The organism is Citrobacter sp. CK199 (assembly GCF_030333285.1).
Taxonomy (GTDB): Bacteria; Pseudomonadota; Gammaproteobacteria; order Enterobacterales; family Enterobacteriaceae; genus Citrobacter_B; species Citrobacter_B koseri.
Map to the genome: position 1 here is coordinate 401633 of NZ_JAOWGF010000028.1, position 20467 is coordinate 422099.

22 protein-coding genes are annotated in these 20467 nt (G+C 53.1%); 8 read left to right on the forward strand and 14 right to left on the reverse strand.

Annotated elements, in window-relative coordinates; all coding sequences use genetic code 11:
• Positions 1 to 356: 356 nt before the first annotated feature.
• The gene (ahpC, locus tag OGX75_RS16850) at positions 357 to 920 is read left to right on the forward strand and encodes an alkyl hydroperoxide reductase subunit C (protein ID WP_012133381.1); all 564 of its coding nucleotides are present in this window, start codon (positions 357 to 359) and stop codon (positions 918 to 920) included.
• A gap of 239 nt (positions 921 to 1159) precedes the next feature.
• Entirely contained in the window at positions 1160 to 2725 is a 1566-nt protein-coding gene (ahpF, locus tag OGX75_RS16855; RefSeq protein WP_200075480.1) for an alkyl hydroperoxide reductase subunit F, read from the forward strand.
• 76 nt (positions 2726 to 2801) lie between these two features.
• Here the strand turns inward: ahpF and uspG are convergent, their stop codons facing one another.
• From uspG to citC, 11 genes are all read right to left on the reverse strand, one after another.
• Positions 2802 to 3230 carry a universal stress protein UspG gene (gene uspG / locus OGX75_RS16860; RefSeq protein WP_024130553.1) on the reverse strand — a complete coding sequence of 143 codons (429 nt, stop codon included), beginning with the start codon at positions 3228 to 3230 and terminating at the stop codon, positions 2802 to 2804.
• Positions 3231 to 3358: 128 nt separating this feature from the next.
• Entirely contained in the window at positions 3359 to 3448 is a 90-nt protein-coding gene (yldA, locus tag OGX75_RS16865) for a small membrane protein YldA (protein ID WP_272917174.1), read from the reverse strand.
• 137 nt (positions 3449 to 3585) lie between these two features.
• Entirely contained in the window at positions 3586 to 3996 is a 411-nt protein-coding gene (gene rnk / locus OGX75_RS16870) for a nucleoside diphosphate kinase regulator (RefSeq protein ID WP_012133377.1), read from the reverse strand.
• Positions 3997 to 4214: 218 nt separating this feature from the next.
• On the reverse strand, positions 4215 to 5021 hold the full coding sequence (gene rna / locus OGX75_RS16875) for a ribonuclease I (protein ID WP_012133376.1): 807 nt from the start codon (positions 5019 to 5021) through the stop codon (positions 4215 to 4217).
• 128 nt (positions 5022 to 5149) lie between these two features.
• Complete coding sequence (citT, locus tag OGX75_RS16880) at positions 5150 to 6613, reverse strand: citrate/succinate antiporter CitT (RefSeq protein ID WP_012133375.1); 1464 nt, start codon at positions 6611 to 6613, stop codon at positions 5150 to 5152.
• Positions 6614 to 6637: 24 nt separating this feature from the next.
• Complete coding sequence (citG, locus tag OGX75_RS16885) at positions 6638 to 7546, reverse strand: triphosphoribosyl-dephospho-CoA synthase CitG (protein WP_071259771.1); 909 nt, start codon at positions 7544 to 7546, stop codon at positions 6638 to 6640.
• Positions 7518 to 8069 (reverse strand): citrate lyase holo-[acyl-carrier protein] synthase, encoded by a 552-nt coding sequence (gene citX / locus OGX75_RS16890; protein ID WP_071259769.1) that lies wholly within the window; start codon positions 8067 to 8069, stop codon positions 7518 to 7520. The genes citG and citX overlap by 29 nt, the downstream gene beginning before the upstream one ends.
• 3 nt (positions 8070 to 8072) lie before the next feature.
• Entirely contained in the window at positions 8073 to 9605 is a 1533-nt protein-coding gene (gene citF, locus OGX75_RS16895; RefSeq protein WP_012133372.1) for a citrate lyase subunit alpha, read from the reverse strand.
• Positions 9606 to 9614: 9 nt separating this feature from the next.
• Positions 9615 to 10523 (reverse strand): aldolase/citrate lyase family protein, encoded by a 909-nt coding sequence (locus tag OGX75_RS16900; protein ID WP_024130551.1) that lies wholly within the window; start codon positions 10521 to 10523, stop codon positions 9615 to 9617.
• The gene (citD, locus tag OGX75_RS16905) at positions 10520 to 10816 is read right to left on the reverse strand and encodes a citrate lyase acyl carrier protein (RefSeq protein ID WP_012133370.1); all 297 of its coding nucleotides are present in this window, start codon (positions 10814 to 10816) and stop codon (positions 10520 to 10522) included. The genes OGX75_RS16900 and citD overlap by 4 nt, the downstream gene beginning before the upstream one ends.
• Positions 10813 to 11889: a [citrate (pro-3S)-lyase] ligase gene (gene citC / locus OGX75_RS16910; RefSeq protein ID WP_012133369.1), complete on the reverse strand. Its 1077-nt coding sequence runs from the start codon at positions 11887 to 11889 to the stop codon at positions 10813 to 10815. Before citC ends, citD begins: the two co-directional genes overlap by 4 nt.
• 386 nt (positions 11890 to 12275) lie before the next feature.
• Here citC and dpiB point away from each other — a divergent pair, with 386 nt between their 5' ends.
• The gene (gene dpiB, locus OGX75_RS16915) at positions 12276 to 13937 is read left to right on the forward strand and encodes a sensor histidine kinase DpiB (RefSeq protein ID WP_012133368.1); all 1662 of its coding nucleotides are present in this window, start codon (positions 12276 to 12278) and stop codon (positions 13935 to 13937) included.
• Positions 13906 to 14583 (forward strand): two-component response regulator DpiA, encoded by a 678-nt coding sequence (gene dpiA, locus OGX75_RS16920; protein WP_286451435.1) that lies wholly within the window; start codon positions 13906 to 13908, stop codon positions 14581 to 14583. The genes dpiB and dpiA overlap by 32 nt, the downstream gene beginning before the upstream one ends.
• Positions 14584 to 14780: 197 nt before the next feature.
• Here dpiA and dcuC read toward each other — a convergent pair whose 3' ends face one another.
• Positions 14781 to 16166, reverse strand: a complete 1386-nt coding sequence (gene dcuC, locus OGX75_RS16925) for an anaerobic C4-dicarboxylate transporter DcuC (protein ID WP_012133365.1) — start codon at positions 16164 to 16166, stop codon at positions 14781 to 14783.
• 459 nt (positions 16167 to 16625) lie between these two features.
• On the opposite strand from dcuC, the gene pagP reads away from it, so the two are divergent.
• Both pagP and cspE read left to right on the forward strand, forming a co-directional pair.
• On the forward strand, positions 16626 to 17189 hold the full coding sequence (pagP, locus tag OGX75_RS16930) for a lipid IV(A) palmitoyltransferase PagP (RefSeq protein WP_012133363.1): 564 nt from the start codon (positions 16626 to 16628) through the stop codon (positions 17187 to 17189).
• Positions 17190 to 17376: 187 nt separating this feature from the next.
• Positions 17377 to 17586 (forward strand): transcription antiterminator/RNA stability regulator CspE, encoded by a 210-nt coding sequence (gene cspE / locus OGX75_RS16935; RefSeq protein WP_000034825.1) that lies wholly within the window; start codon positions 17377 to 17379, stop codon positions 17584 to 17586.
• A gap of 54 nt (positions 17587 to 17640) precedes the next feature.
• Here cspE and crcB read toward each other — a convergent pair whose 3' ends face one another.
• A complete protein-coding gene (gene crcB, locus OGX75_RS16940) occupies positions 17641 to 18024 on the reverse strand; it encodes a fluoride efflux transporter CrcB (protein WP_024130549.1) in 384 nt (127 codons plus the stop codon).
• A gap of 91 nt (positions 18025 to 18115) precedes the next feature.
• Here crcB and OGX75_RS16945 point away from each other — a divergent pair, with 91 nt between their 5' ends.
• The gene (locus OGX75_RS16945) at positions 18116 to 18904 is read left to right on the forward strand and encodes a deaminated glutathione amidase (RefSeq protein WP_286451434.1); all 789 of its coding nucleotides are present in this window, start codon (positions 18116 to 18118) and stop codon (positions 18902 to 18904) included.
• A gap of 129 nt (positions 18905 to 19033) precedes the next feature.
• A complete protein-coding gene (tatE, locus tag OGX75_RS16950; RefSeq protein ID WP_012133359.1) occupies positions 19034 to 19237 on the forward strand; it encodes a twin-arginine translocase subunit TatE in 204 nt (67 codons plus the stop codon).
• A gap of 100 nt (positions 19238 to 19337) precedes the next feature.
• Here tatE and lipA read toward each other — a convergent pair whose 3' ends face one another.
• The gene (gene lipA, locus OGX75_RS16955; protein WP_012133358.1) at positions 19338 to 20303 is read right to left on the reverse strand and encodes a lipoyl synthase; all 966 of its coding nucleotides are present in this window, start codon (positions 20301 to 20303) and stop codon (positions 19338 to 19340) included.
• Positions 20304 to 20467 lie beyond the last annotated feature (164 nt).

A 20467-nucleotide genomic window follows, 5' to 3' on the forward strand; every position in this document is an offset into this window, starting at 1 on the left:
AGTGCAAAAGGAACATTGACGGCAAAACCTATCACAGTCATAGGTAAGGTCTGCCGTCGGAAGATTGCCCTTTCTTTGGTAGGGTGATGTAATCCTTTCGCTGTTACAGCCTTTGTTAAGGTAATGTAGAGCGCAACACATAGCCAGTTTCACTGGCGCTGAAGTTACCTACGGGTAGTTCAGGTAATGGGGCCGCCTGTAAAGGGGGCCTTTTTACTTTTTGTCGCTAAACGTTCACAACGTTGTCTTGTGTGAGTTGTTAGGTATCGCTGATTGATTTGATAATGCAAACGCATTAGCCCAATCACGGAAAGTTGGTTACTTTACATCTCAACGAAAACACGGAGGAAGTATAGATGTCCTTGATTAATACCAAAATTAAACCTTTCAAAAACCAGGCGTTCAAAAACGGTGAATTCATCGAAGTAACCGAGAAAGATACCGAAGGCCGCTGGAGCGTCTTCTTCTTCTACCCGGCTGACTTCACTTTCGTATGCCCGACCGAACTGGGCGACGTTGCAGATCATTACGATGAATTGCAGAAACTGGGCGTAGACGTTTACTCTGTTTCTACCGACACCCACTTTACTCACAAAGCATGGCACAGCAGCTCTGAAACCATCGCAAAAATCAAATATGCGATGATCGGTGACCCGACTGGCGCCCTGACCCGTAACTTCGACAACATGCGTGAAGACGAAGGTCTGGCTGACCGTGCGACTTTCGTTGTTGACCCGCAGGGTATCATCCAGGCTATCGAAGTTACCGCTGAAGGTATCGGCCGTGACGCATCTGACCTGCTGCGTAAAATCAAAGCGGCTCAGTATGTTGCTGCTCACCCAGGTGAAGTTTGCCCGGCTAAATGGAAAGAAGGCGAAGCGACTCTGGCTCCGTCCCTGGACCTGGTCGGCAAAATCTAAAATTCGCTGCGCCTTTCGCGCTACAGGTGCGTTGGCTGCGCTTTCTCACCCCGGTCACTTACTGATGTAAGCTCCCGGGGATTCATAAGCTTGCCGCCTTCCTGTAACGCGAAATACTGGCGAATTAATCCTTAAGCGGGTGCGTCGCACCCGTTTTTTCCAGCACCATCATGCAAGTCGCATTCAGGCTGCCGGTATAAGGCAACTTGCATGATGATGTTTTTAGAGAGGGAAGAATAATGCTCGACACTAACATGAAAACTCAGCTCAAAGCGTATCTTGAGAAACTGACCAGGCCTGTTGAGCTGATTGCCACGCTGGACGACAGCGCTAAATCGGCAGAAATCAAGGAATTGCTGGCTGAAATCGCTGAACTGTCAGAGAAAGTCACATTTAAAGAAGATAACAGCCTGCCGGTGCGCAAGCCTTCTTTCTTGATAGCAAACCCGGGTTCTGACCAGGGGCCGCGCTTTGCGGGTTCTCCGCTGGGGCATGAATTTACCTCGCTGGTGCTGGCGCTGTTGTGGACTGGCGGCCATCCGTCGAAAGAGACGCAGTCTCTGCTGGAGCAGATCCGCGATATCGACGGCGATTTCGAGTTTGAAACTTATTACTCGCTCTCCTGCCACAACTGCCCTGACGTCGTACAGGCGCTGAACCTGATGGCGGTGCTTAACCCGCGTATCAAACATACCGCGATTGACGGCGGCACATTCCAGAATGAAATCACCGATCGTAATGTGATGGGCGTTCCGGCTGTGTACCTGAACGGTAACGAATTCGGTCAGGGACGTATGACGCTGACGGAAATCGTCGCCAAAGTGGATACCGGCGCAGAAAAACGGGCGGCGGAAGAGCTGAATAAGCGTGACGCTTACGACGTACTGATTGTCGGTTCCGGCCCGGCGGGGGCGGCAGCGGCAGTTTACTCCGCACGTAAAGGCATTCGTACCGGCCTGATGGGCGAGCGTTTTGGCGGTCAGGTGCTGGATACCGTTGATATCGAGAACTATATTTCCGTGCCAAAAACGGAAGGGCAGAAGCTGGCTGGCGCGCTGAAAGCGCACGTTGATGATTACGATGTTGACGTGATCGACAGCCAGAGCGCGAGCAAACTGCTTCCGGCGGCAACGGAAGGGGGCCTGCATCAGATTGAGACCGCTTCCGGCGCGGTGCTGAAAGCCCGCAGCATTATCATTGCCACCGGTGCCAAATGGCGCAACATGAACGTGCCGGGCGAAGATCAGTACCGCACGAAAGGCGTAACCTATTGCCCGCACTGCGACGGCCCGCTGTTTAAAGGCAAACGCGTTGCGGTAATCGGCGGAGGGAACTCCGGCGTGGAAGCGGCGATTGACCTCGCGGGGATCGTTGAGCACGTTACGCTGCTGGAATTTGCGCCAGAAATGAAAGCCGACCAGGTTCTGCAAGATAAAGTGCGTAGCCTGAAAAACGTCGACATTATTCTGAACGCGCAGACAACGGAAGTGAAAGGCGACGGCAGTAAAGTGACGGGGCTGGAATATCGCGATCGCGTAAGCGGCGACATCCACAACGTTGCGCTGTCCGGGATCTTCGTACAGATTGGCTTGCTGCCAAACACCAACTGGCTGGAAGGCGCGATTGAGCGTAACCGTATGGGCGAAATCATCATTGATGGCCGGTGCGAAACCAGCGTGAAAGGCGTATTCGCCGCAGGCGACTGCACCACGGTTCCTTACAAACAGATCATCATCGCGACGGGCGAAGGCGCGAAAGCCTCTCTGAGCGCATTTGATTATCTGATCCGCAGTAAGACGGCATAAAAAGAAAGTAAGACTACACCTGCAATGCAAGAGGCTGCCAATGGCAGCCTCTTTTTTTACGCAACAACCGTGCGATTTACCGCACAACCAGCACCGGCAACGTAGCATGGCGGACAACGCTGGAGGCGTTAGAACCCAGCAAATGCGTGGTGATAGACGGATTGCGGGAGCCAATGACCACGACGTCCGCATTCAGCTCTTCGCCCAGTTCGTTCACCACATCCCGCACGTTACCAAAGCGGACGTGCTGCTTAATCCGGGAAGGGTCGATACTGAAATGACTCACCATCGTTTGCAGGCGAGTCTCCGCTTCGTGCTGCAAATGCTCCTCAAAACGACGAACGTCGGCGGCAAAGCGGTGCAGACTCAGGCTGGCGGAGCCCGGAAGAACATGCAACAGATGAATGACGCCATCCTGTTGCGCCAGAAACTCTGCGTGGCGCACGGCCTTGTCGCTAAGTTCCATTTCGAAAACATCAACCGGCATAATGATTGTCTTATACATACCCGTTTCTCCCTGTTAACTAATACTGAATTCATTCAAACATATAATAATATTTCTTTCTGGTATCTGCCCGGCACTTTTCATATCACAACGTTTCTTTACGACTGATTGATGCTTATGACCAGAAGCTACCAGCGTCGCTCAAGGTAAAGCACGGCCACGACGATAATCGCCATCATAATAAGAAATGCCAGCGTGATGAAAAGAGCCTCATTCATGACCGTACTCGCGGCAATGAAACGGATTAATTCTGGATGACGGGGAATGGGGGTGAACCAGGAGGAATGGGTGATTTTCGGAAAGAGGATGCAGGGAGCATCCTCTGTGTAAACGGGTGAACGCTTATCCAGATGGTTTAGCGCAGGTAGTCGCCCGCTGCTTCAGGCTGATATTCAAGTTCCAGCACTTCAAGGTGAGTGGACGCCCCGCCAGGCAGGTCCCAGTGAATGGTATCGCCGACGCGCAGGCCCAGCAATGCCGCGCCCACCGGCGCCATTACGGAAAGCTGCGTATTGCTGTCGGTCATATTCGCCGGATACACCAGCGTGCGCACGCGAATCTCGCCATCGCTGAGATTGCGGAATTTCACCCGACTGTTCATGGTGACGACGTCGTGCGGCATGGCTTCCGGCGAGCACATCTGGGCGCGATCCAGCTCCGCATTTAATGCGTCAGCAATGGGTAAACCAGCAAACGCAGGCTGCTCCAACAGGCGGTCGATGCGTTCGGCGTCGAGGTCGTTGATGATAATAGTTGGTCTGGACATTTGTTACTCCATGTCGTCGATGCTGCGAGTGCCGCAGGTAAATAATCCCAAAAGAAAACCCTCACCGTCAGGCGGCGAGGGTTTAGCTTTTATGATAATACTGAGACTTCCCCCTTCTTTGAAGTGATTTAGCTCACATTCGGGGAAATCCTCAATACGGTTGTCTTTGCGTAAATTTTAGTCGCAAGCCGTGATGGTTCTCAAGTTTGTATACCGCCTCAGTAACCCGCTTTGTCAATCACAAACCGCTTCCCGCAATTGCCCGGATGGGGTTGCGATATAAACGAGGAAGCGGAAAGCGGATCGTTAATCCTGGCGGCGTTGAGCGAGAACTGTATTTCCGTCAGATAAGCCGGGTTCCCGTGGCAGCTCAGTTTCACCGCCTTCACGTTTTCTTTCCCCCAGCTTTGGGCGACGGCAGCGTCAAACGCGGCGCGGCTGACCCTTTTCCCGTAATTTGCAGCCAGAAAATCGCCCAGCGCGCTGTGTTTTATCTCATGGTTCAGCCGTACCATTGTGCCGAAATAAACGTCTGGATCAAATCCAAAGCAGGCACCGTGTTTGGCGTATTCATAACGTTCCAGGCAGGATTTTCCACCGGCTCCGGGCATGACCGCGCTGAGTTTTGCCGCGCTCTCCAGTGAAAGGCCGGTTTCAGGCGCGGCGCATTTACGGCTGGCGCGCGCTTCCGGCAGATTGGGGATCGGACGAGTCGCGCAGCCAAACCGCATCCAGCGGCGCTCGTCCACGCCACGCGCGGCAACCGATCCCGGCAGACCTGGCCACAGACCGTGGACAGTCAGAAAATCAGCTTTGTTGGGAATCTCTTTCTGCTGACGGCACTCTTCGGGTTCCCGATGATCGCGCTCATGCTGACTTTGACAAAAACCGGTTTGCCAGGAGAGCGCCAGCACATAGCGGTCAAAATCAGCGTACTGTTTTGCCTGAAGTGGCTCAGCGTTAACGTTGAAGAGGGGAAGCAGGAATACCGCCAGGAGAGAACCATAACGCCATGTTGATTTCATGATGAATGCTGAAACTCATACAAATATTGAATATCACCTATTTAACCATAAAAAAAGCCAGTCAGGTTTATCTGACTGGCATGAGAGGGATAACGCGTTAGCCGTCATCCGGCATTATGTGCCGATGTTTAGTTCCACAGCGCCAGAATCGGCCAGCCAACCACCAGCAGCATGGTGATGTAGATGACCCCAAAGATCGCGCCAAGACGCCAGTAATCTTTGGATTTTACATAGCCGCAGCCGTAGATGATGACCCCCGGCCCTGTTGCATACGGCGTCAGGCAACCCATGATACCGATGGACAGCACCAGCAGAATACAAAGTTGCTCCATCGGAACGCCTGGAATACCTTTACCTATCGCCAGAATGACCGGCAGCATGGTTGCGGTATGTGCGGACAGGCTGGCGAACAGGTAGTGAGCAAAGTAGAACACCAGTACCAGCACAATCACCGTTGCGTTAGGTGAGAAGCCTTCCAGATGAGCGCTCATTGTGGTAGCAAACCAGTCGATAAAGCCCGAACGGGTTAAACCGTTGGCCATGACAACCAGCGTCGCGAGGTTAACAAGGGTGTTCCACGCACTGTTATAACGCGTGATGTCTTTCCACGGCACAACGTGCAGCGCCAGCATCAGGGATACCGCCAGCAGGCCGACAGCGGTGGCATCAATCACTTCACCGCCAAATACCCACAGTCCGAGGCTGAGCAACACCAGACCGATCAGCGTCATCTCTTTGCGGGTCAGCGTGCCCATCGTTTTTAACTCTTCGCCAGCCCATGCCGCAACTTCGGCGCTGTGGGTCACTTCGGGTTTGTAGAGTACGTAAGAGAGCCACGGTGCGACGATCAGCAGAATGATCCCTACCGGTAAGAAGCCCAGGAACCACTGCAACCAGCTGATCTGAATACCAGCAATTTTGCTGACGAATTCCAGACCCAGAACGTTAGGCGCCGCGCCGGTCACGAACATGGAAGAACTGAGGCTGGTACTGATGACCATCATCCACATCAAATAACCGCCAATGCGGCGCGCGGAAGGATCGTTCGGAAACGACTTAAACAGCGGCGGCAGGTTCTTGATTACCGGGAATACCGTACCGCCGGTACGCGCGGTGTTGGACGGCGTAAACGGCGCCAGCAGAATATCGATGATGACAATGGCATAACCCAGCGTCAGGGTGCGTTTACCCATGAATTTCACCAGGAAGAGCGCAATACGGCGGCCCAGACCGGTGACTTCATAGCCCAGCGCGAAAATGAATGCGCCGAACACCAGCCAGACGGTGGTGCTGGAGAAGCCCGCCAGCCCCCATTTCAGCGCCTGCTTGCCTGCGTTAAAGGCCGGGTCGGCCAGCTCTGAGGCATCAAATAACAGATAGTTGCTGCCGATAACGCAAATGGTCACCGCGATAAAACTGATCGCGGTGGCCGGAATCGGCTCCAGTATCATCCCGACGATCATCGCCACGAAAACGGCGAAGTAGTGCCATGCCTGAGGGGGCATGCCGTCCGGGACGGGGATCAAAAACATGATGCCCATAACGACTAATGGGGCCAATAACTTCCATATATTATCTTTAGATAAAGACATAAGTGATTCTCCGAAAAGGATCTTTCAATAATTATGTAAATGATTAACTTGCGAAATTTGTGCTAAAAACCAGGTGACGATCAGTAAGTCGGCGCTGCCGCCAGGGCTGAGGTTGCGTGCAATGCACTGCTGATCGAACCGGTGGAGATGTTCAAGATCGGCAGGAGAACGAATGCCTCCTTGCCGTAATAATGTTGTCGCCTGCTGTTGTATCCAGCGCAGACCTTCCGCGCCGCCGCGTGATGCGACGTTGGTGTCGCCGTTCATTGAGATCAGCAGCAGCAGGGTGTCGAGCAGCGCCAGCTCGGGGTCGCGCCCCTGCGCCAGCAATGCGCGGTAGTGTGGTAAAGCATGGCGGATCACTAACGGGTAACCCGCTTCGGCTTCGCCGCGCGCGCCAGTTAACTCCAGCTGTTGGTACAAGCGTTGACCTGCGGTGAGTTGTTGATTGTTCTGTCGCAGTTCACGCTCGGTCAGACCCCGGCAAAATGTTGCGGCGGTCGAGCAGATGTTTACAGGAGTGATCGGGGAATGCTGCTGGTGCAGGCGTCCGATGGCGGCGCACAGCAGTCCCAGGGAAAATATGCTGCCTTTATGCGTGTTAACGCCGGCAGTGGCGCGAAACATGTCGGCTTCGCAGGCCATACCTAATGGACGTAGCCCTTTCAGTACATCGTCTGACGGTAGCTGCGCGCAGCTCGCGCCATATTCGATAAAACGCGGCAGCCAGCCCTGAATGGCCAGCGCGCTGCGATGGAAATCTTCCAGCGCCATGTCTTTGTGCGCGCCGCAGTTAATGCGATCGACCAGACCCGGCTTGGGAGATAAATTGACCTCAGTCAGCATGGCGCGCCACGCCAGCAGGGCGTACGCGTCAAGCAGCGTCTGAGGAATGGCGGCGGAGTCAGTTGATGTGGCTGGAATCGGCATCATGCAGCAGCGCCTCCATGCGAATAAGTAAGTCGGAAAGCGCGTGGGTTTTCCCCCGGGCGCATTCAGCGGCGCTTTGCTCGCACAACAGGCAGCGGCGGGCAGGAAGCGAAAAATGACGGCGGGACAGAATGTCGCCTTCCGGCGTCAGCACATCGATATCCCATAAACGTCCCAGCGGATGCTGATGCTCAAGCTCGATCGTGGCGAGCTTGAGATCGCGGGCCGGAGCCTCAATGGCGAGGAACCCTTCCGGCCCACTGGCTGAGGCCAGTGCAGCCTGCTCCCTGACAGACCAGCCTGCTTTTTTCGCCACGGCGAGCAGGGCGGTTACGCCGTGATTGAAGATTCGGCGAGTAAGCTCGCTGTCTTTAATCGGGCCAGGCGCCACCACGGTAAAGGAGACCAGTGGAGTGAGATGGCGCGTCAGCCAGGCGTGTTGCCGCGCTTGTCTCTCATCACGGCTGACGAGCAGCTCGGGAATGGAAACCGCATAGCGAGTGGCCTGTTCAGGGAGCAGGTGCATGGCTTATTCCTTCACCTGATGAACAACGTCAATGACCGAACCGTCGCGGTAACGCACTACGGCGATGACGCGATCGGTATATTCAATGGCGCGAGGTTGGCCGGTGAGCAACTGCGCACGTTCACGCAGCCATTCAATGGAGACCACTTTCATTCCCGCTTCTTTCAGGCGTTCCGCCAGCTCCGGGCGTGCCGGGTTGACGGCGATGCCGTGGTCGGTCACCAGAATGTCGACGCTGGAGCCAGGCGTTACGCAGGTGAGCACGTTATCGACCAGCGTCGGGATGCGGCCGCGAACCAGCGGTGCGACGATGATTGACAGCGCGGCGGCAACGGCGGTATCGCAGTGACCGCCTGAAGCGCCGCGCAGTACGCCATCGGAACCGGTCAGCACGTTCACGTTGAACTGGGTATCCACCTCCAGGGCGCTCAGCACCACGACATCCAGACGATCGACCGATGCGCCTTTTGAACCCCAGTTGGCGTACTGGTTGGCGCTGATTTCGATGTGATTCGGGTTGCGGGCCAGCGATTCTGCGGCGTTACGGTCGAAGCTCTGTACGTCCAGCAATTTGCGGATCAGCCCTTTTTCATGCAGGTCGACAATCGTGGCGGTAATGCCGCCCAGCGCGAAATCCGCGTGAATATCGCGGCTGCGCATTTTGTCTTCCAGAAAACGGGTTACTGCCAGAGAGGCTCCGCCGGTTCCGGTTTGCAGAGAGAAGCCTTCCTGGAAATAGCCTGAGTTGGCAATCACGTCTGCCGCGCTGCGGGCAATCAACAGTTCACGCGGGTTGGTGGTCATACGGGTCGCATCTGCGCCAATTTTGTCGGCGTCGCCTACCCGTTCGATCTGCACGATGAGATCCACCTGGTCCTGGGCGATACTGGCTGGATTATGCGGATACGGCAGCAGCGCTTCCGTCAGCAGAACAACCTGGCGGGCGTTTTCGGCATCCACTTTCGCATAGCCCAGCGAACCGCAGCAGGCTTTACCGGTGTAGCCGTTGGCGTTGCCAAACGGATCGCAGGACGGCACGCCGAGGAAGGCCACATCGATATTGAGCTCACCGCTTTGCACCAGATGGACGCGACCGCCGTGGGAGTGAATTTGTACGGGCTCATCCAGCAATCCGCGGGAGATCTCTTCCGCCAGAGGGCCACGCAGACCAGACGTGTAAATTCGGCTCACGACGCCCTGGCGAATATGCCCGACCAGTGGCGCGTGGCAATCGCTCAGCGAACTGGAGGCCAGCGTCAGGTTTTTAAAGCCCATGCTGGCGATGGTGTCCATCACCAGGTTGATCGTCAGGTCGCCGCCACGGAAAGCGTGGTGGAAAGAGATGGTCATTCCATCCTGTAAACCAGAACGGCGGATGGCTTCTTCAAGCGTGGCGCACAGTTTTTTATCGCGCGGTTTTTGCGCCTGTAAATTCAGTTTCGAAGTGCTCTGAAAAGCGGAAAATTCGCTTTCGGCATGGCGACTCCAGGCCGCTACCCGTTCTTGTCGTTGAAGTTGTTCGATTTTCTGCGTCATTTTTTTGCCTTATTCTTCGCGAATGCCGGAAAGTTCTGCACGGGAGAGCACCAGACGGGCGCGTTCAATCACCGGGCTGTCTACCATTTTGCCGTTCAGGGAGACGACGCCGCGGCCTTCACGGGCGGCGGCTTCTGCGGCTTCCACGACCAGACGCGCATGGGCGACTTCTTTAAGCGTCGGGGCATACAGGTTGTGCAGCAGTTCAATCTGGCGTGGGTTGATGAGGGACTTGCCGTCAAAACCCAGCTGTTTGATGTGTGACGCTTCGTGCAGGAAGCCCGCTTCGTTATTGGCATCGGAATAGACGGTATCGAACGCCTGAATGCCTGCGGAGCGTGCCGCCTGTAAAATGGAGCAGCGGGCAAACAGCAGCTCGGTGCCTTCCGGGGAACGTTCGGTACGCAGATTGCGCACATAGTCTTCCGCCCCCAGCGCGATCCCGATGAGACGTTCGGAGGCGTGGGCGATTTCAACGGCGCGGGTAATGCCCAGCGGCGACTCGATTGCGGCCAGCAGCCCGGTGCTGCCGGGTTCACGGCCGCAGGTTTGCTCAATGCGAAGGATCTCTTTCTCGATGTCGGTAACATCCTGAGCGGTGTCGGTTTTCGGCAAACGGACAACGTCAGCGCCGCCGCGAACCACCGCTTCAAGGTCGTTAATGCCCCATTCGGAATCCAGCGCATTAACGCGGACAATGGTTTCCACATCACGGTACAGCGGGTGTTGCAGGGCGTGATATACCAGACGGCGAGCGGTATCTTTTTCACGTAGTGCGACGGAATCTTCCAGGTCGAACATCAGCGCATCGGCCGGGTAGATAAACGAGTTGCTGACCATCGCGGCATTTGCGCCGGGGACGAACAGCATGCTGCGGCGGGTGCGGGATTTACGTTGTTGCAGAGAGGCGGAAATCATTGGCGATCCTCCCACGGCAGAGCGGGGATGCCGCTGGCGCGAGCCAGTAACGCTTCCAGCCGCGCACGCAAAATGCAGTCCAGCGCGCCTTTGTCATCAACATTTAATTGCACGCCGCGGACGTTATAACGGGCAAGCACATCCAGAATGGTGGCGCGAATGGCGTCGCCAAACTGTTTTTCAACGCTGCTGTTGATTTGCAGGTCAATATCCTGCGTGTCGAGTGGAGCAATGCGAATCATCACATCACCGGACTCAAGTGTGCCAGCGACGGCAGCCTGGTCTATTTTCATTTTTCACCTGTTTCTAATGCGGGGGTCTTTTGGCGGACTACCGCGCTGGACGGGTTACGTTCAACCATGCCTTGCAGATAGTGCAGAGTGGGGTTGGGAACCAGCGGTGCGATAGCCGTGAGATCTTTTTTAACCAGCAGCTTGCGCACCCAGGAGGCGGAAATCGGCATCTCCTGGAAACACAGCCGCTCAATTTCCACCAGCTCGATGGGTGGGGCGGGAAGCGTTGGCGTCTCCAGCCAGTAGCGCATATCGTGGTTGTACTGGGAGGTGACGGTGCAAAACGGTTCCGTGCCGACAAAACGGTGTGTTACACCCAATGCTGGCGCCAGGTACTGGCGGAAAATCTTCAGGTCGATTTCGGTGTAACAGTGGTTAATGACGCTTTGTTCTTTGATGAAGTAGCACGGAAAGGTCGCACGCGAGATGATGTACTCGGAACCGCGATGCACAGTCAGGCGTGGAATATCCGTTGTTCCTTTGATCACCAGATCAAACCTGTCCTCGTACGGAAAACGCGACGTATCCTCTTTTACCAGGAACAGATGCAGCCAGTCGCACTGTGCGGCGGCCTGCTGGATTAGATAGCGATGCCCGTTTGTGAAGGGGTTGGCGTTCATGACGATACAGCCGATTTTTTTCCCGTCATGACGCAGTTTCGTTAAGGATTCAGCGTAGCGTTTCAGGCGCGTATTGCTGTTTTCCATGAGCACCATCACGCCAGGCACATCAGCCAGCGTTGAGAAGCCACACTGTTTAAAGAGCGCTTCGTATTCTGTTTTGGTGTAGATGAAGAGGTGCGTACAGTGCCTTTCGTAGGCGAGGTTGATTAACTCTGTAGCCAGCGTCAGCGCCAGCCCTTCGCCGCGCACGGATTGGCAGATAGCAACGCATTTAATGATATTTCCGGCAATACCGCCGCAGGCAATAAGACGATCATCGCGCGTAACGGTAATAAAAACTTCGACGGTGGTATCTACGCTTAAATCATTCTCTTTCAGAAATTGCGTGATAACCGCCATCTTTTTATTTTCTGAGCGTTTCACTTGCGTGAATACATTATTACCGAACATAGTATTGAGCGTCCTGATGATATATTTTGTTGCCAGTTTTTTGCGTATGTTGTGTGTCGTTGCAACCTGATAACGTTTTGTTTTCAATTGGAGCGGTCGTTGTTTTTATTACGACGTATTTCTTTTTCTCTCTGTTGCCTACATCGTAAGGGGTATTTTGGTGGTAAATTTTGATTTATTTCACAAACACTTAGATGGTTTTTATGTGTTTAATGGTTTTAAGTTTTTTAATTAATTTAATAGCAAATTGCGCGGTGGGTTTTATTTGTTTAATTGATTTAAGGTGGGGAATCTGTAACGATCGCTATTAAATGCACAGCAGAAAGTTAAAACATTTTTATTACATATACGGGAAATGAGACGCTTACGCCAGCGAAGGAATAACAATGCCCGACCCAAAAAATAAAAAACGGTTTCTTTTTTTTCGTCAACTCGCGTTCCCGCTGCGGATTTTTCTGCTCATTCTGGTCGTTTCTGTTTTCATCATCGCCGCGTTAGCCCGCTATTTTTCCGCCAGCTTTGAAGACTATCTGGCATCGCATGTCAGGGATATGGCGATGAACCAGGCAAAAATTATCGCCTCTAACGACAGTATCATCACGGCCGTGAAACACCGGGATTACAGGCGGCTGGCGACCATCGCGGATAAACTACAAAGCGACACCGATTTTGATTATGTGGTCATCGGCGACAAAAACTCGATTCGCCTCTACCATCCTAACCCGGAAAAAATTGGTTATCCGATGCAGTTCACGAAACCCGGCGCGCTGGAGAACGGTGAGAGCTATTTCATCACTGGCAAGGGGTCTATTGGCATGGCGATGCGCGCTAAAACGCCGATATTTGACGACAATGGCAACGTGATCGGCGTGGTTTCCATCGGTTATCTGGTCAGTAAAATTGACAGCTGGCGACTGGATTTTTTACTGCCGATGGCGGGAGTATTCGTCCTGCTGCTGGTGGTGCTTATGCTGCTTTCCTGGTTTTTCGCCGCCCACATTCGCCGCCAGATGCTGGGGATGGAGCCAAAGCAGATTGCGCGCGTTGTGCGCCAGCAGGAGGCATTATTCAGTTCAGTGTATGAAGGATTAATTGCAGTCGACCCGGAAGGGCACATTACCGCCATTAACCGCAACGCGCGAAAAATGCTGGGGCTGCGTTCGCCGGGACGGCAATGGCTGGGTAAGTCGATAGAGACGGTAGTTAATCCTGCGGACTTCTTCACACAGCAGATTGCGGAAAAACGCCAGGATGTGATGGCGAATTTCAATGGGTTGAGCGTTATTGCTAATCGTGAGGCCATTCGCTCCGGGGATGAATTACTGGGGGCGATCATCAGTTTTCGCAGCAAGGATGAAATTTCCACCCTGAACGCCCAACTGACGCAAATAAAACAGTATGTGGAGAGCCTGAGAACGCTGCGTCATGAACACCTGAACTGGATGTCGACGCTCAACGGTCTGCTCCAGATGAAAGAGTATGATCGGGTCAGGGAAATGGTGCAGGGCGAGTCGCAGGCGCAACAGCAACTGATTGATAGTTTACGCAGCGCGTTTGCCGATCGCCAGGTCGCCGGTCTGCTGTTCGGCAAAGTCCAGCGGGCGCGGGAGCTGGGGCTAAAAATGACGATCGTGCCTGGCAGTCAGCTGCACCGACTCCCGGAAGGGCTTGATAGCACCGAATTTGCCGCGATTGTCGGCAATCTTCTCGATAACGCGTTTGAAGCCAGTTTGCGTACCCGGGAAGGGAATAACGTCGTTGAACTCTATTTGAGCGACGAAGGGGACGATGTGGTGATTGAAGTTGCCGATCAGGGATGCGGCGTTCCTGAATCTCTGCGCGAAAAAATATTTGAACAGGGTGTCAGCACCCGAACCGATGAACCAGGCGAACATGGCATCGGGCTGTATCTGATTGCAAGTTATGTGGGGCGCTGTGGCGGGGTGATTACGCTGGAAGATAATGATCCCTGTGGCACCTTGTTTTCTCTATTTCTTCCGAAAGTGAAAAAAAACGATGACGGAACCATTAACCCTATTGATCGTTGAGGATGAAACGCTGCTGGCGGAAATGCATGCGGAATATATCCGCCATATTCCCGGTTTCAGCCAGATATGGCTGGCGGGCAATCTGGCTCAGGCCCGTATGATGATCGAACGTTTTAAACCCGGGCTTATTCTGTTGGATAACTATCTGCCGGATGGGAAGGGCATCACGCTGCTGCATGAACTGATGCAGGCGCGCTATCCCGGCGGAATTGTGTTTACCACGGCCGCCAGTGATATGGAAACCGTCTCCGAAGCGGTGCGCTGGGGGGCGTTTGATTATCTGGTGAAGCCGATTGCCTATGAGCGCCTGGGGCAGACTCTTACGCGGTATCAGCAACGCCGGCGTATGCTGGCGGGTAACGATAGCGCCAGCCAACGGCAGATTGACGAGATGTTTAATGCCTATGCGCGAGGGGAGCCAAAAGGTGATTTGCCGACCGGGATTGATGCTCTGACGCTGAATGCCGTGCTGAAGCTGTTTAGCGACTCAGCGACGCGCCATACGGCTGAGACGGTGGCGCAGGCGTTGACGATCAGCCGTACCACATCCCGGCGGTATCTGGAGTATTGCGCCAGTCAGCATTTGATTATTGCCGAGATTATTCACGGAAAAGTGGGCAGACCGCAGCGTATTTACCACGGTTGAATTCGGGATTGACCAATCGCCCGGTGGCGTTGCGCTTACCGGGCCTACGGGTAAGATTTGTAGGCCGGGTAAGGCGTTATCGCCGCCATCCGGCCAATTGCCCGGTGGCGCTATGCTTACCGGGCCTACGGGGAGTTTTGTAGGCCGGATAAGGCGTTACCGCCGCCATCCGGCGAATCATCTACAAATTAATTCGCTTAACCACCCGCCACAGCGGAAGAAGTGCCTGGCACCATCACTTCAGTTGCAATAATGACAACCAGCAGCCCGACCATAACCGGAACGGAAGTACGCTTCACCACTTCAAACGGCGAAATCTTCGCCATCCCTGCCACCGCAACGACGACGCCAGAGACCGGGGAGATCGTGCGCCCCAGATTTGAAGCCTGCAACATCGGAATGGACAGGTAAGCCGGGTTAATACCGGAAGAGTGCGCCAGTTTGGGAATCATTTCGACAAAGGCATAGAAAGGCGCGTTACCGGAACCGGTGGTCATTGCCGCGAGCATGGTCAGGATCACCAGTACCAGCATGAGGATAATACTGGCGGAGCCAAACGAGGTGGCGATAGAGATCAGACTCTGGATGAAACCGATAGTGCTCAGCCCCTGAGCGAATACCCCGGCTGCGACCAGCAGCATCACCACGCCCGCAAACGCGTCAGCCATCCCGCGGTACGCGACTTCCAGACCGGAAAAGACTTTCTGTGTATTGAATCCGCGAATGAACTCCAGCACGGCAGCGAGCAGCATACAGATGACGAGAATAGTAATAATGTGCAGCTGCGGACCCCATTTACCATCAAAAACCAGAACGCCGATAATCGGTGTGAATGGCAGAATGGCGTAAAACGCCGGGGCGGTGGTGGTAATTTCGTTTACATCCAGCATTTCATGGGAGATGTTCTCTTTTTTATCCAGATAACGCTGCCAGAAAAAGTGGGCAATCGCCATGCCGATAATGGCGGCAATGGAAATCGGCAGGGTCGTTTTAAAGGCAAAATCAATCAACGGCATCTCAGCCGCTTTTGCCGCCAGAACCACGTCGCCCGAGGTCGGAGAGAGGATGATCGCTGCGGGGGAAGCGCAGATGGCGGCAGCAGCGCCACGGCTGATCCCGACGTTAACCATCACCGGGAAGAGCGTTGCCATCAACAATACGCCAAGCCCGGTTGCCGAAGAGACCGCCAGCGACATCAGGCAGGCGACAAAATAGGCGGCGATCATCAGCAGGTAAGGTGAGTTAATGTATTGCAGCGGTTTGGAGGCCAGTTTTACAACCATGTCGTTTGCGCCGATATGCGTCATGTAGGCGGCGAAACCGCACAGCATCATGATCATCATACCGAGGTCGCCACCACGGCTCATCAACAGAATCTTAATGTATTCAACGATGTCCGTCGCGGTATAGCCGGTACTGGTTTCACTGGCGGGCAGGACTTTATGCCCCATTAACGCGCTGATAATCAGCAGCACCAGGCCGCCCACAAAGAGCACGCCGGTTGCCGAATAACCTTTAATGATGTAGCGCGCTACACCCACAATAACCATAACCCCAATAAGGAGTTCAATAAACGTTAGCATTGTTTCCCCTGTCGCCTGGACGCCCAGAAAGTAAGAATAAAAAAGGAACAGAAAGTGGTGTGAAAATGTGCCGAATAAACCGTTTCCCCTTGCTGATTAAAATCAAGAAAAGGACGGATTAAACGTCCTGTGTTGTTATTTTTTCATGCAGGCAACGAATATGAAATCTCTCAGGCGAAAAATTTACGTAGAAACGCATTTGTTTTGTATTTGTTATTTTTATGGAAATGTAATGTTAACTGTGAGGTGGTGTACAGAATTATAACAGGCCAGATTCCCTTTCCTGATGATAAAAAGTTTCAGTAAACGGCGATGATCCGTATGAAATAAACGGGAAATAAGTGGGTTTGCTATTGCAAAGGGGAGTTTTCTGATTTTTCGTTACCTGTTTTTTGTTAAGATTCCATTCAGGTTCGTTTTGCTACGATCGGTATTGAACTCCAGGATGGTAATTAAGTTGTGATTGTCGCTAAAAAATATTTTCTTGTTCTTTCATTTCTCTTTGTGCAATTCGCCCTTCTGCCCCAGGCCTTTTCAGCAGATAAAGGCTGGTTTGATACGCTGAAAGATAATGTGTCGGAAACCTGGCAACAACCCGAGCATTATGATTTGTACGTGCCGGCCATTACCTGGCATGCGCGGTTTGCCTACGATAAAGAAAAAACGGATCGCTACAATGAGCGCCCGTGGGGGGCAGGGTTTGGTCAGTCTCGCTGGGATGATAAAGGCAACTGGCATGGGCTTTACATCATGGCGTTTAAAGACTCCTTCAATAAGTGGGAGCCTATCGGCGGTTACGGTTGGGAAAAAACCTGGCGACCTCTGGCAGATGAAAACTTCCACATGGGGCTGGGATTTACCGCTGGCGCAACGGCGCGTGATAACTGGAAGTACATTCCGGTGCCGGTTCTGTTGCCGTTAGCCTCGATAGGCTACGGTCCGGCAACGTTCCAGATGACCTACATCCCCGGTACGTATAACAACGGTAACGTTTACTTTGCCTGGATGCGTTTCCAGTTTTGATGAGTGATATGCCTTGTTAGTGGTATATAGAATAGCGTTATAAAACAATAGGTAATACAAAAAATCTAAAAAATAACGCGATATTTATCACTTTTTGGCAAAGTTGGACTGGACAAAATGCACCACAATTGATGTACTGGTACCCGACACAGCATTTGTGTCTATTTTTCATGTAAAGGTAATTTTGATGTCTAAGATTAAAGGTAACGTTAAGTGGTTTAATGAATCCAAAGGATTCGGTTTCATTACTCCGGAAGATGGCAGCAAAGACGTGTTCGTACACTTCTCTGCAATCCAGACTAATGGTTTTAAAACTCTGGCTGAAGGTCAGCGCGTAGAGTTCGAAATCACTAACGGTGCCAAAGGCCCTTCTGCTGCTAACGTAATCGCTCTGTAAGCATACGACAGCAAGAATTCCAAAACCCGCCAACTGGCGGGTTTTTTTATGCTCTTAATGCGCGGTGGATGCCGAAAACAGCCAAAACGCAAGCGCGGTCATGGCAAATGACCCGAGCAGGTTGACCAGTATATTCACCATCGCCCAGCCAAAACGCCCATCCTGGAGCAAAAAAACAACTTCCGCTGAGAAGGTGGAAAACGTGGTCAGGCCGCCGCAAAAACCGGTGGTAATCAACACCTTCCACATCGGATCAATATTCGTCATGCGACTAAATAAGGCGAAGCCCATACCGATGATGAAGGCGCCGATCAAATTCGCCGTCAGGGTGCCGAACGGAATGGACTGATGAAGCGGATTAAACCGCATACTCAACATCCATCTCGCTACGCTTCCTGTACCACCGCCAATAAAAACTGCTAAAAGGAGTTGTAACACTGAATATTCCTGCTATTTGATTGTATATGGGATGAGTGTAACGCCGAATAAACATCTTTGGCGAGTTTAACGAATCTGGTCGGAGGGGAGTATGCTCGTTGCAGCAGGACAATTTGCCGTGGCGCCGGTCTGGGAAAAGAATGCCGAAATATGCGTTTCGTTAATGTCTCAGGCGGCAGAAAATGGCGTTTCCTTACTGGTGTTGCCTGAGGCGCTGCTGGCTCGTGACGATCGCGATCCCGATCTGTCGGTTAAGTCCGCGCAGCTACTGGAGGGCGGGTTTTTGCGCTGCTTACTGCGTGAGAGCGCGCGCAATACGATGACGACAATCCTGACGATTCATGTTCCTTCAACGCCGGGGCGGGCATTCAACATGCAGGTTGCGTTGTGTGGGGGAAAGATTGTTGCGCACTACGCCAAGCTGCATTTGTACGATGCCTTTTCGATTCAGGAGTCCCGCAGCGTTGATGCAGGCGACACCATTGCCCCGCTGCTGGATGTTGAGGGGATCAAAGTCGGGTTAATGACCTGCTATGACCTGCGCTTCCCGGAGCTGGCTCTGGCGCTGGCTTTGCAGGGGGCTGACATTCTGGTGCTGCCTGCCGCCTGGGTAAGAGGGGCGCTGAAAGAGCATCACTGGGCGACCTTGCTGGCGGCAAGAGCGCTGGATTCAACCTGCTACATCGTTGCCGCAGGGGAGTGCGGCAACAAAAATATCGGTCAAAGCCGAATCGTCGATCCGTTTGGCGTCACAGTAGCCGCTGCGGCAGAGACTCCGGCGCTGATTATGGCCGAGGTCTCCGCCGAGCGCGTCAGGCAAGTTCGGGCGCAACTTCCCGTTTTACGTAACCGTCGTTTTGCGCCACCGCAATTATTATGATGTTTTTTTAAACTAAGCTTGATTCACCTTGTTACAGATTGCTATTGTGTGCGCGCGTCGAATGACCGTTAATATTCTCAGGTTAATATGGCGCGTTAAGCCGCCTGATTTTAAGTCAAGAAGGTATCTATGGGTGAGATTAGTATTACCAAACTGCTGGTGGTTGCCGCACTGGTCGTTCTGCTGTTTGGTACCAGGAAGTTACGTACGCTGGGCGGAGACCTGGGCACGGCAATTAAAGGTTTCAAAAAGGCGATGAATGATGAAGACGCTGGCGCGAAAAAAGAAGCGGGCGGCGATATTCAGGCTGAGAAACTCTCTCATAAAGAGTGATCATGTCGCGAGCAGGATGCTCCCTCACTGACTCTGAAGAGAAAAAACCCGCGTTTAAGCGGGTTTTTTTATGCGTTAAATGTAAGCGAGTATTACTCGATCACTTCACTTCCAGTCCTTTCGCCTGCATGTCTGCATGGTAAGAAGAACGAACAAACGGCCCGCAGGCGGCATGGGTAAAGCCCATCGCCATGGCTTCGGCTTTCATCTCATCGAACTCTTCCGGGCTAACATAACGCTGTACCGGCAGGTGATGGCGGCTTGGCTGTAAATACTGGCCCAGCGTCAGCATGGTGACGCCATGACGGCGCAAGTCGCGCATAACCTCAATGATTTCAGCATTGGTTTCTCCCAGACCGACCATCAGACCCGATTTGGTTGGGATTTCCGGGTGAGCCTCTTTGAAACGCTCCAGCAGCTTCAGCGACCAGTTGTAATCGGCGCCTGGGCGTACCTGACGATAGACACGCGGTACGTTTTCAAGGTTATGGTTGAACACATCTGGCGGGGTAGCGTTAAGGATCTCCAGTGCGCGATCCATACGGCCACGGAAGTCAGGCACCAGCGTTTCAATTTTAATTGCCGGGCTTTTTTCACGAATCGCGGTAATGCAGTCAGCAAAGTGCTGAGCGCCGCCATCGCGCAGATCATCGCGGTCAACGGAGGTGATAACCACATAGCGTAACGCCATATCCGCAATCGTCTGAGCCAGTTTTAATGGTTCGTTGGTATCCGGGGCGACAGGGCGACCGTGGGCAACGTCACAGAACGGGCAACGGCGGGTACAAATCGCGCCGAGGATCATAAAGGTGGCGGTTCCGTGATTGAAACATTCCGCCAGGTTAGGGCAAGAGGCTTCCTCGCAGACAGAATGCAGGCCATTTTTGCGCATTGCCGCTTTGATGCCCTGGATACGAGTGGAGTCCGCTGGAAGCTTTATTTTCATCCATTCCGGTTTACGCAGCAGGGCTTCGCGCTCTGTTGCCACATTTTTAACCGGGATAAGGGCCATCTTATCGGCATCGCGGTATTTAACACCGCGTTCCATCACAATGGGTTTACTCATAGCGTGCGTGTTCCAGTTGCGAATAACGAAGGAAAGCGTTTCAATTCAAGGGAATGTTGTATTTATCAACTATTTTTGAATTAACTACAGGCAGTATATCATTGAAACGGGCCATAAAGCAGCCTGAGTGGTCGGCAAAATGTAAAATAGTTGTTGTTTTGTGC

Bases quoted from the DNA above. Each gene is read 5' to 3' on its own strand.
- ahpC (WP_012133381.1), top strand. From the start codon at position 357: ATGTCCTTGATTAATACCAAAATTAAACCTTTCAAAAACCAGGCGTTC.
- ahpF (WP_200075480.1), top strand. From the start codon at position 1,160: ATGCTCGACACTAACATGAAAACTCAGCTCAAAGCGTATCTTGAGAAA.
- uspG (WP_024130553.1), bottom strand. From the start codon at position 3,230: ATGTATAAGACAATCATTATGCCGGTTGATGTTTTCGAAATGGAACTT.
- yldA (WP_272917174.1), bottom strand. From the start codon at position 3,448: ATGAATGAGGCTCTTTTCATCACGCTGGCATTTCTTATTATGATGGCG.
- rnk (WP_012133377.1), bottom strand. From the start codon at position 3,996: ATGTCCAGACCAACTATTATCATCAACGACCTCGACGCCGAACGCATC.
- rna (WP_012133376.1), bottom strand. From the start codon at position 5,021: ATGAAATCAACATGGCGTTATGGTTCTCTCCTGGCGGTATTCCTGCTT.
- citT (WP_012133375.1), bottom strand. From the start codon at position 6,613: ATGTCTTTATCTAAAGATAATATATGGAAGTTATTGGCCCCATTAGTC.
- citG (WP_071259771.1), bottom strand. From the start codon at position 7,546: ATGATGCCGATTCCAGCCACATCAACTGACTCCGCCGCCATTCCTCAG.
- citX (WP_071259769.1), bottom strand. From the start codon at position 8,069: ATGCACCTGCTCCCTGAACAGGCCACTCGCTATGCGGTTTCCATTCCC.
- citF (WP_012133372.1), bottom strand. From the start codon at position 9,605: ATGACGCAGAAAATCGAACAACTTCAACGACAAGAACGGGTAGCGGCC.
- OGX75_RS16900 (WP_024130551.1), bottom strand. From the start codon at position 10,523: ATGATTTCCGCCTCTCTGCAACAACGTAAATCCCGCACCCGCCGCAGC.
- citD (WP_012133370.1), bottom strand. From the start codon at position 10,816: ATGAAAATAGACCAGGCTGCCGTCGCTGGCACACTTGAGTCCGGTGAT.
- citC (WP_012133369.1), bottom strand. From the start codon at position 11,889: ATGTTCGGTAATAATGTATTCACGCAAGTGAAACGCTCAGAAAATAAA.
- dpiB (WP_012133368.1), top strand. From the start codon at position 12,276: ATGCCCGACCCAAAAAATAAAAAACGGTTTCTTTTTTTTCGTCAACTC.
- dpiA (WP_286451435.1), top strand. From the start codon at position 13,906: ATGACGGAACCATTAACCCTATTGATCGTTGAGGATGAAACGCTGCTG.
- dcuC (WP_012133365.1), bottom strand. From the start codon at position 16,166: ATGCTAACGTTTATTGAACTCCTTATTGGGGTTATGGTTATTGTGGGT.
- cspE (WP_000034825.1), top strand. From the start codon at position 17,377: ATGTCTAAGATTAAAGGTAACGTTAAGTGGTTTAATGAATCCAAAGGA.
- OGX75_RS16945 (WP_286451434.1), top strand. From the start codon at position 18,116: ATGCTCGTTGCAGCAGGACAATTTGCCGTGGCGCCGGTCTGGGAAAAG.
- tatE (WP_012133359.1), top strand. From the start codon at position 19,034: ATGGGTGAGATTAGTATTACCAAACTGCTGGTGGTTGCCGCACTGGTC.
- lipA (WP_012133358.1), bottom strand. From the start codon at position 20,303: ATGAGTAAACCCATTGTGATGGAACGCGGTGTTAAATACCGCGATGCC.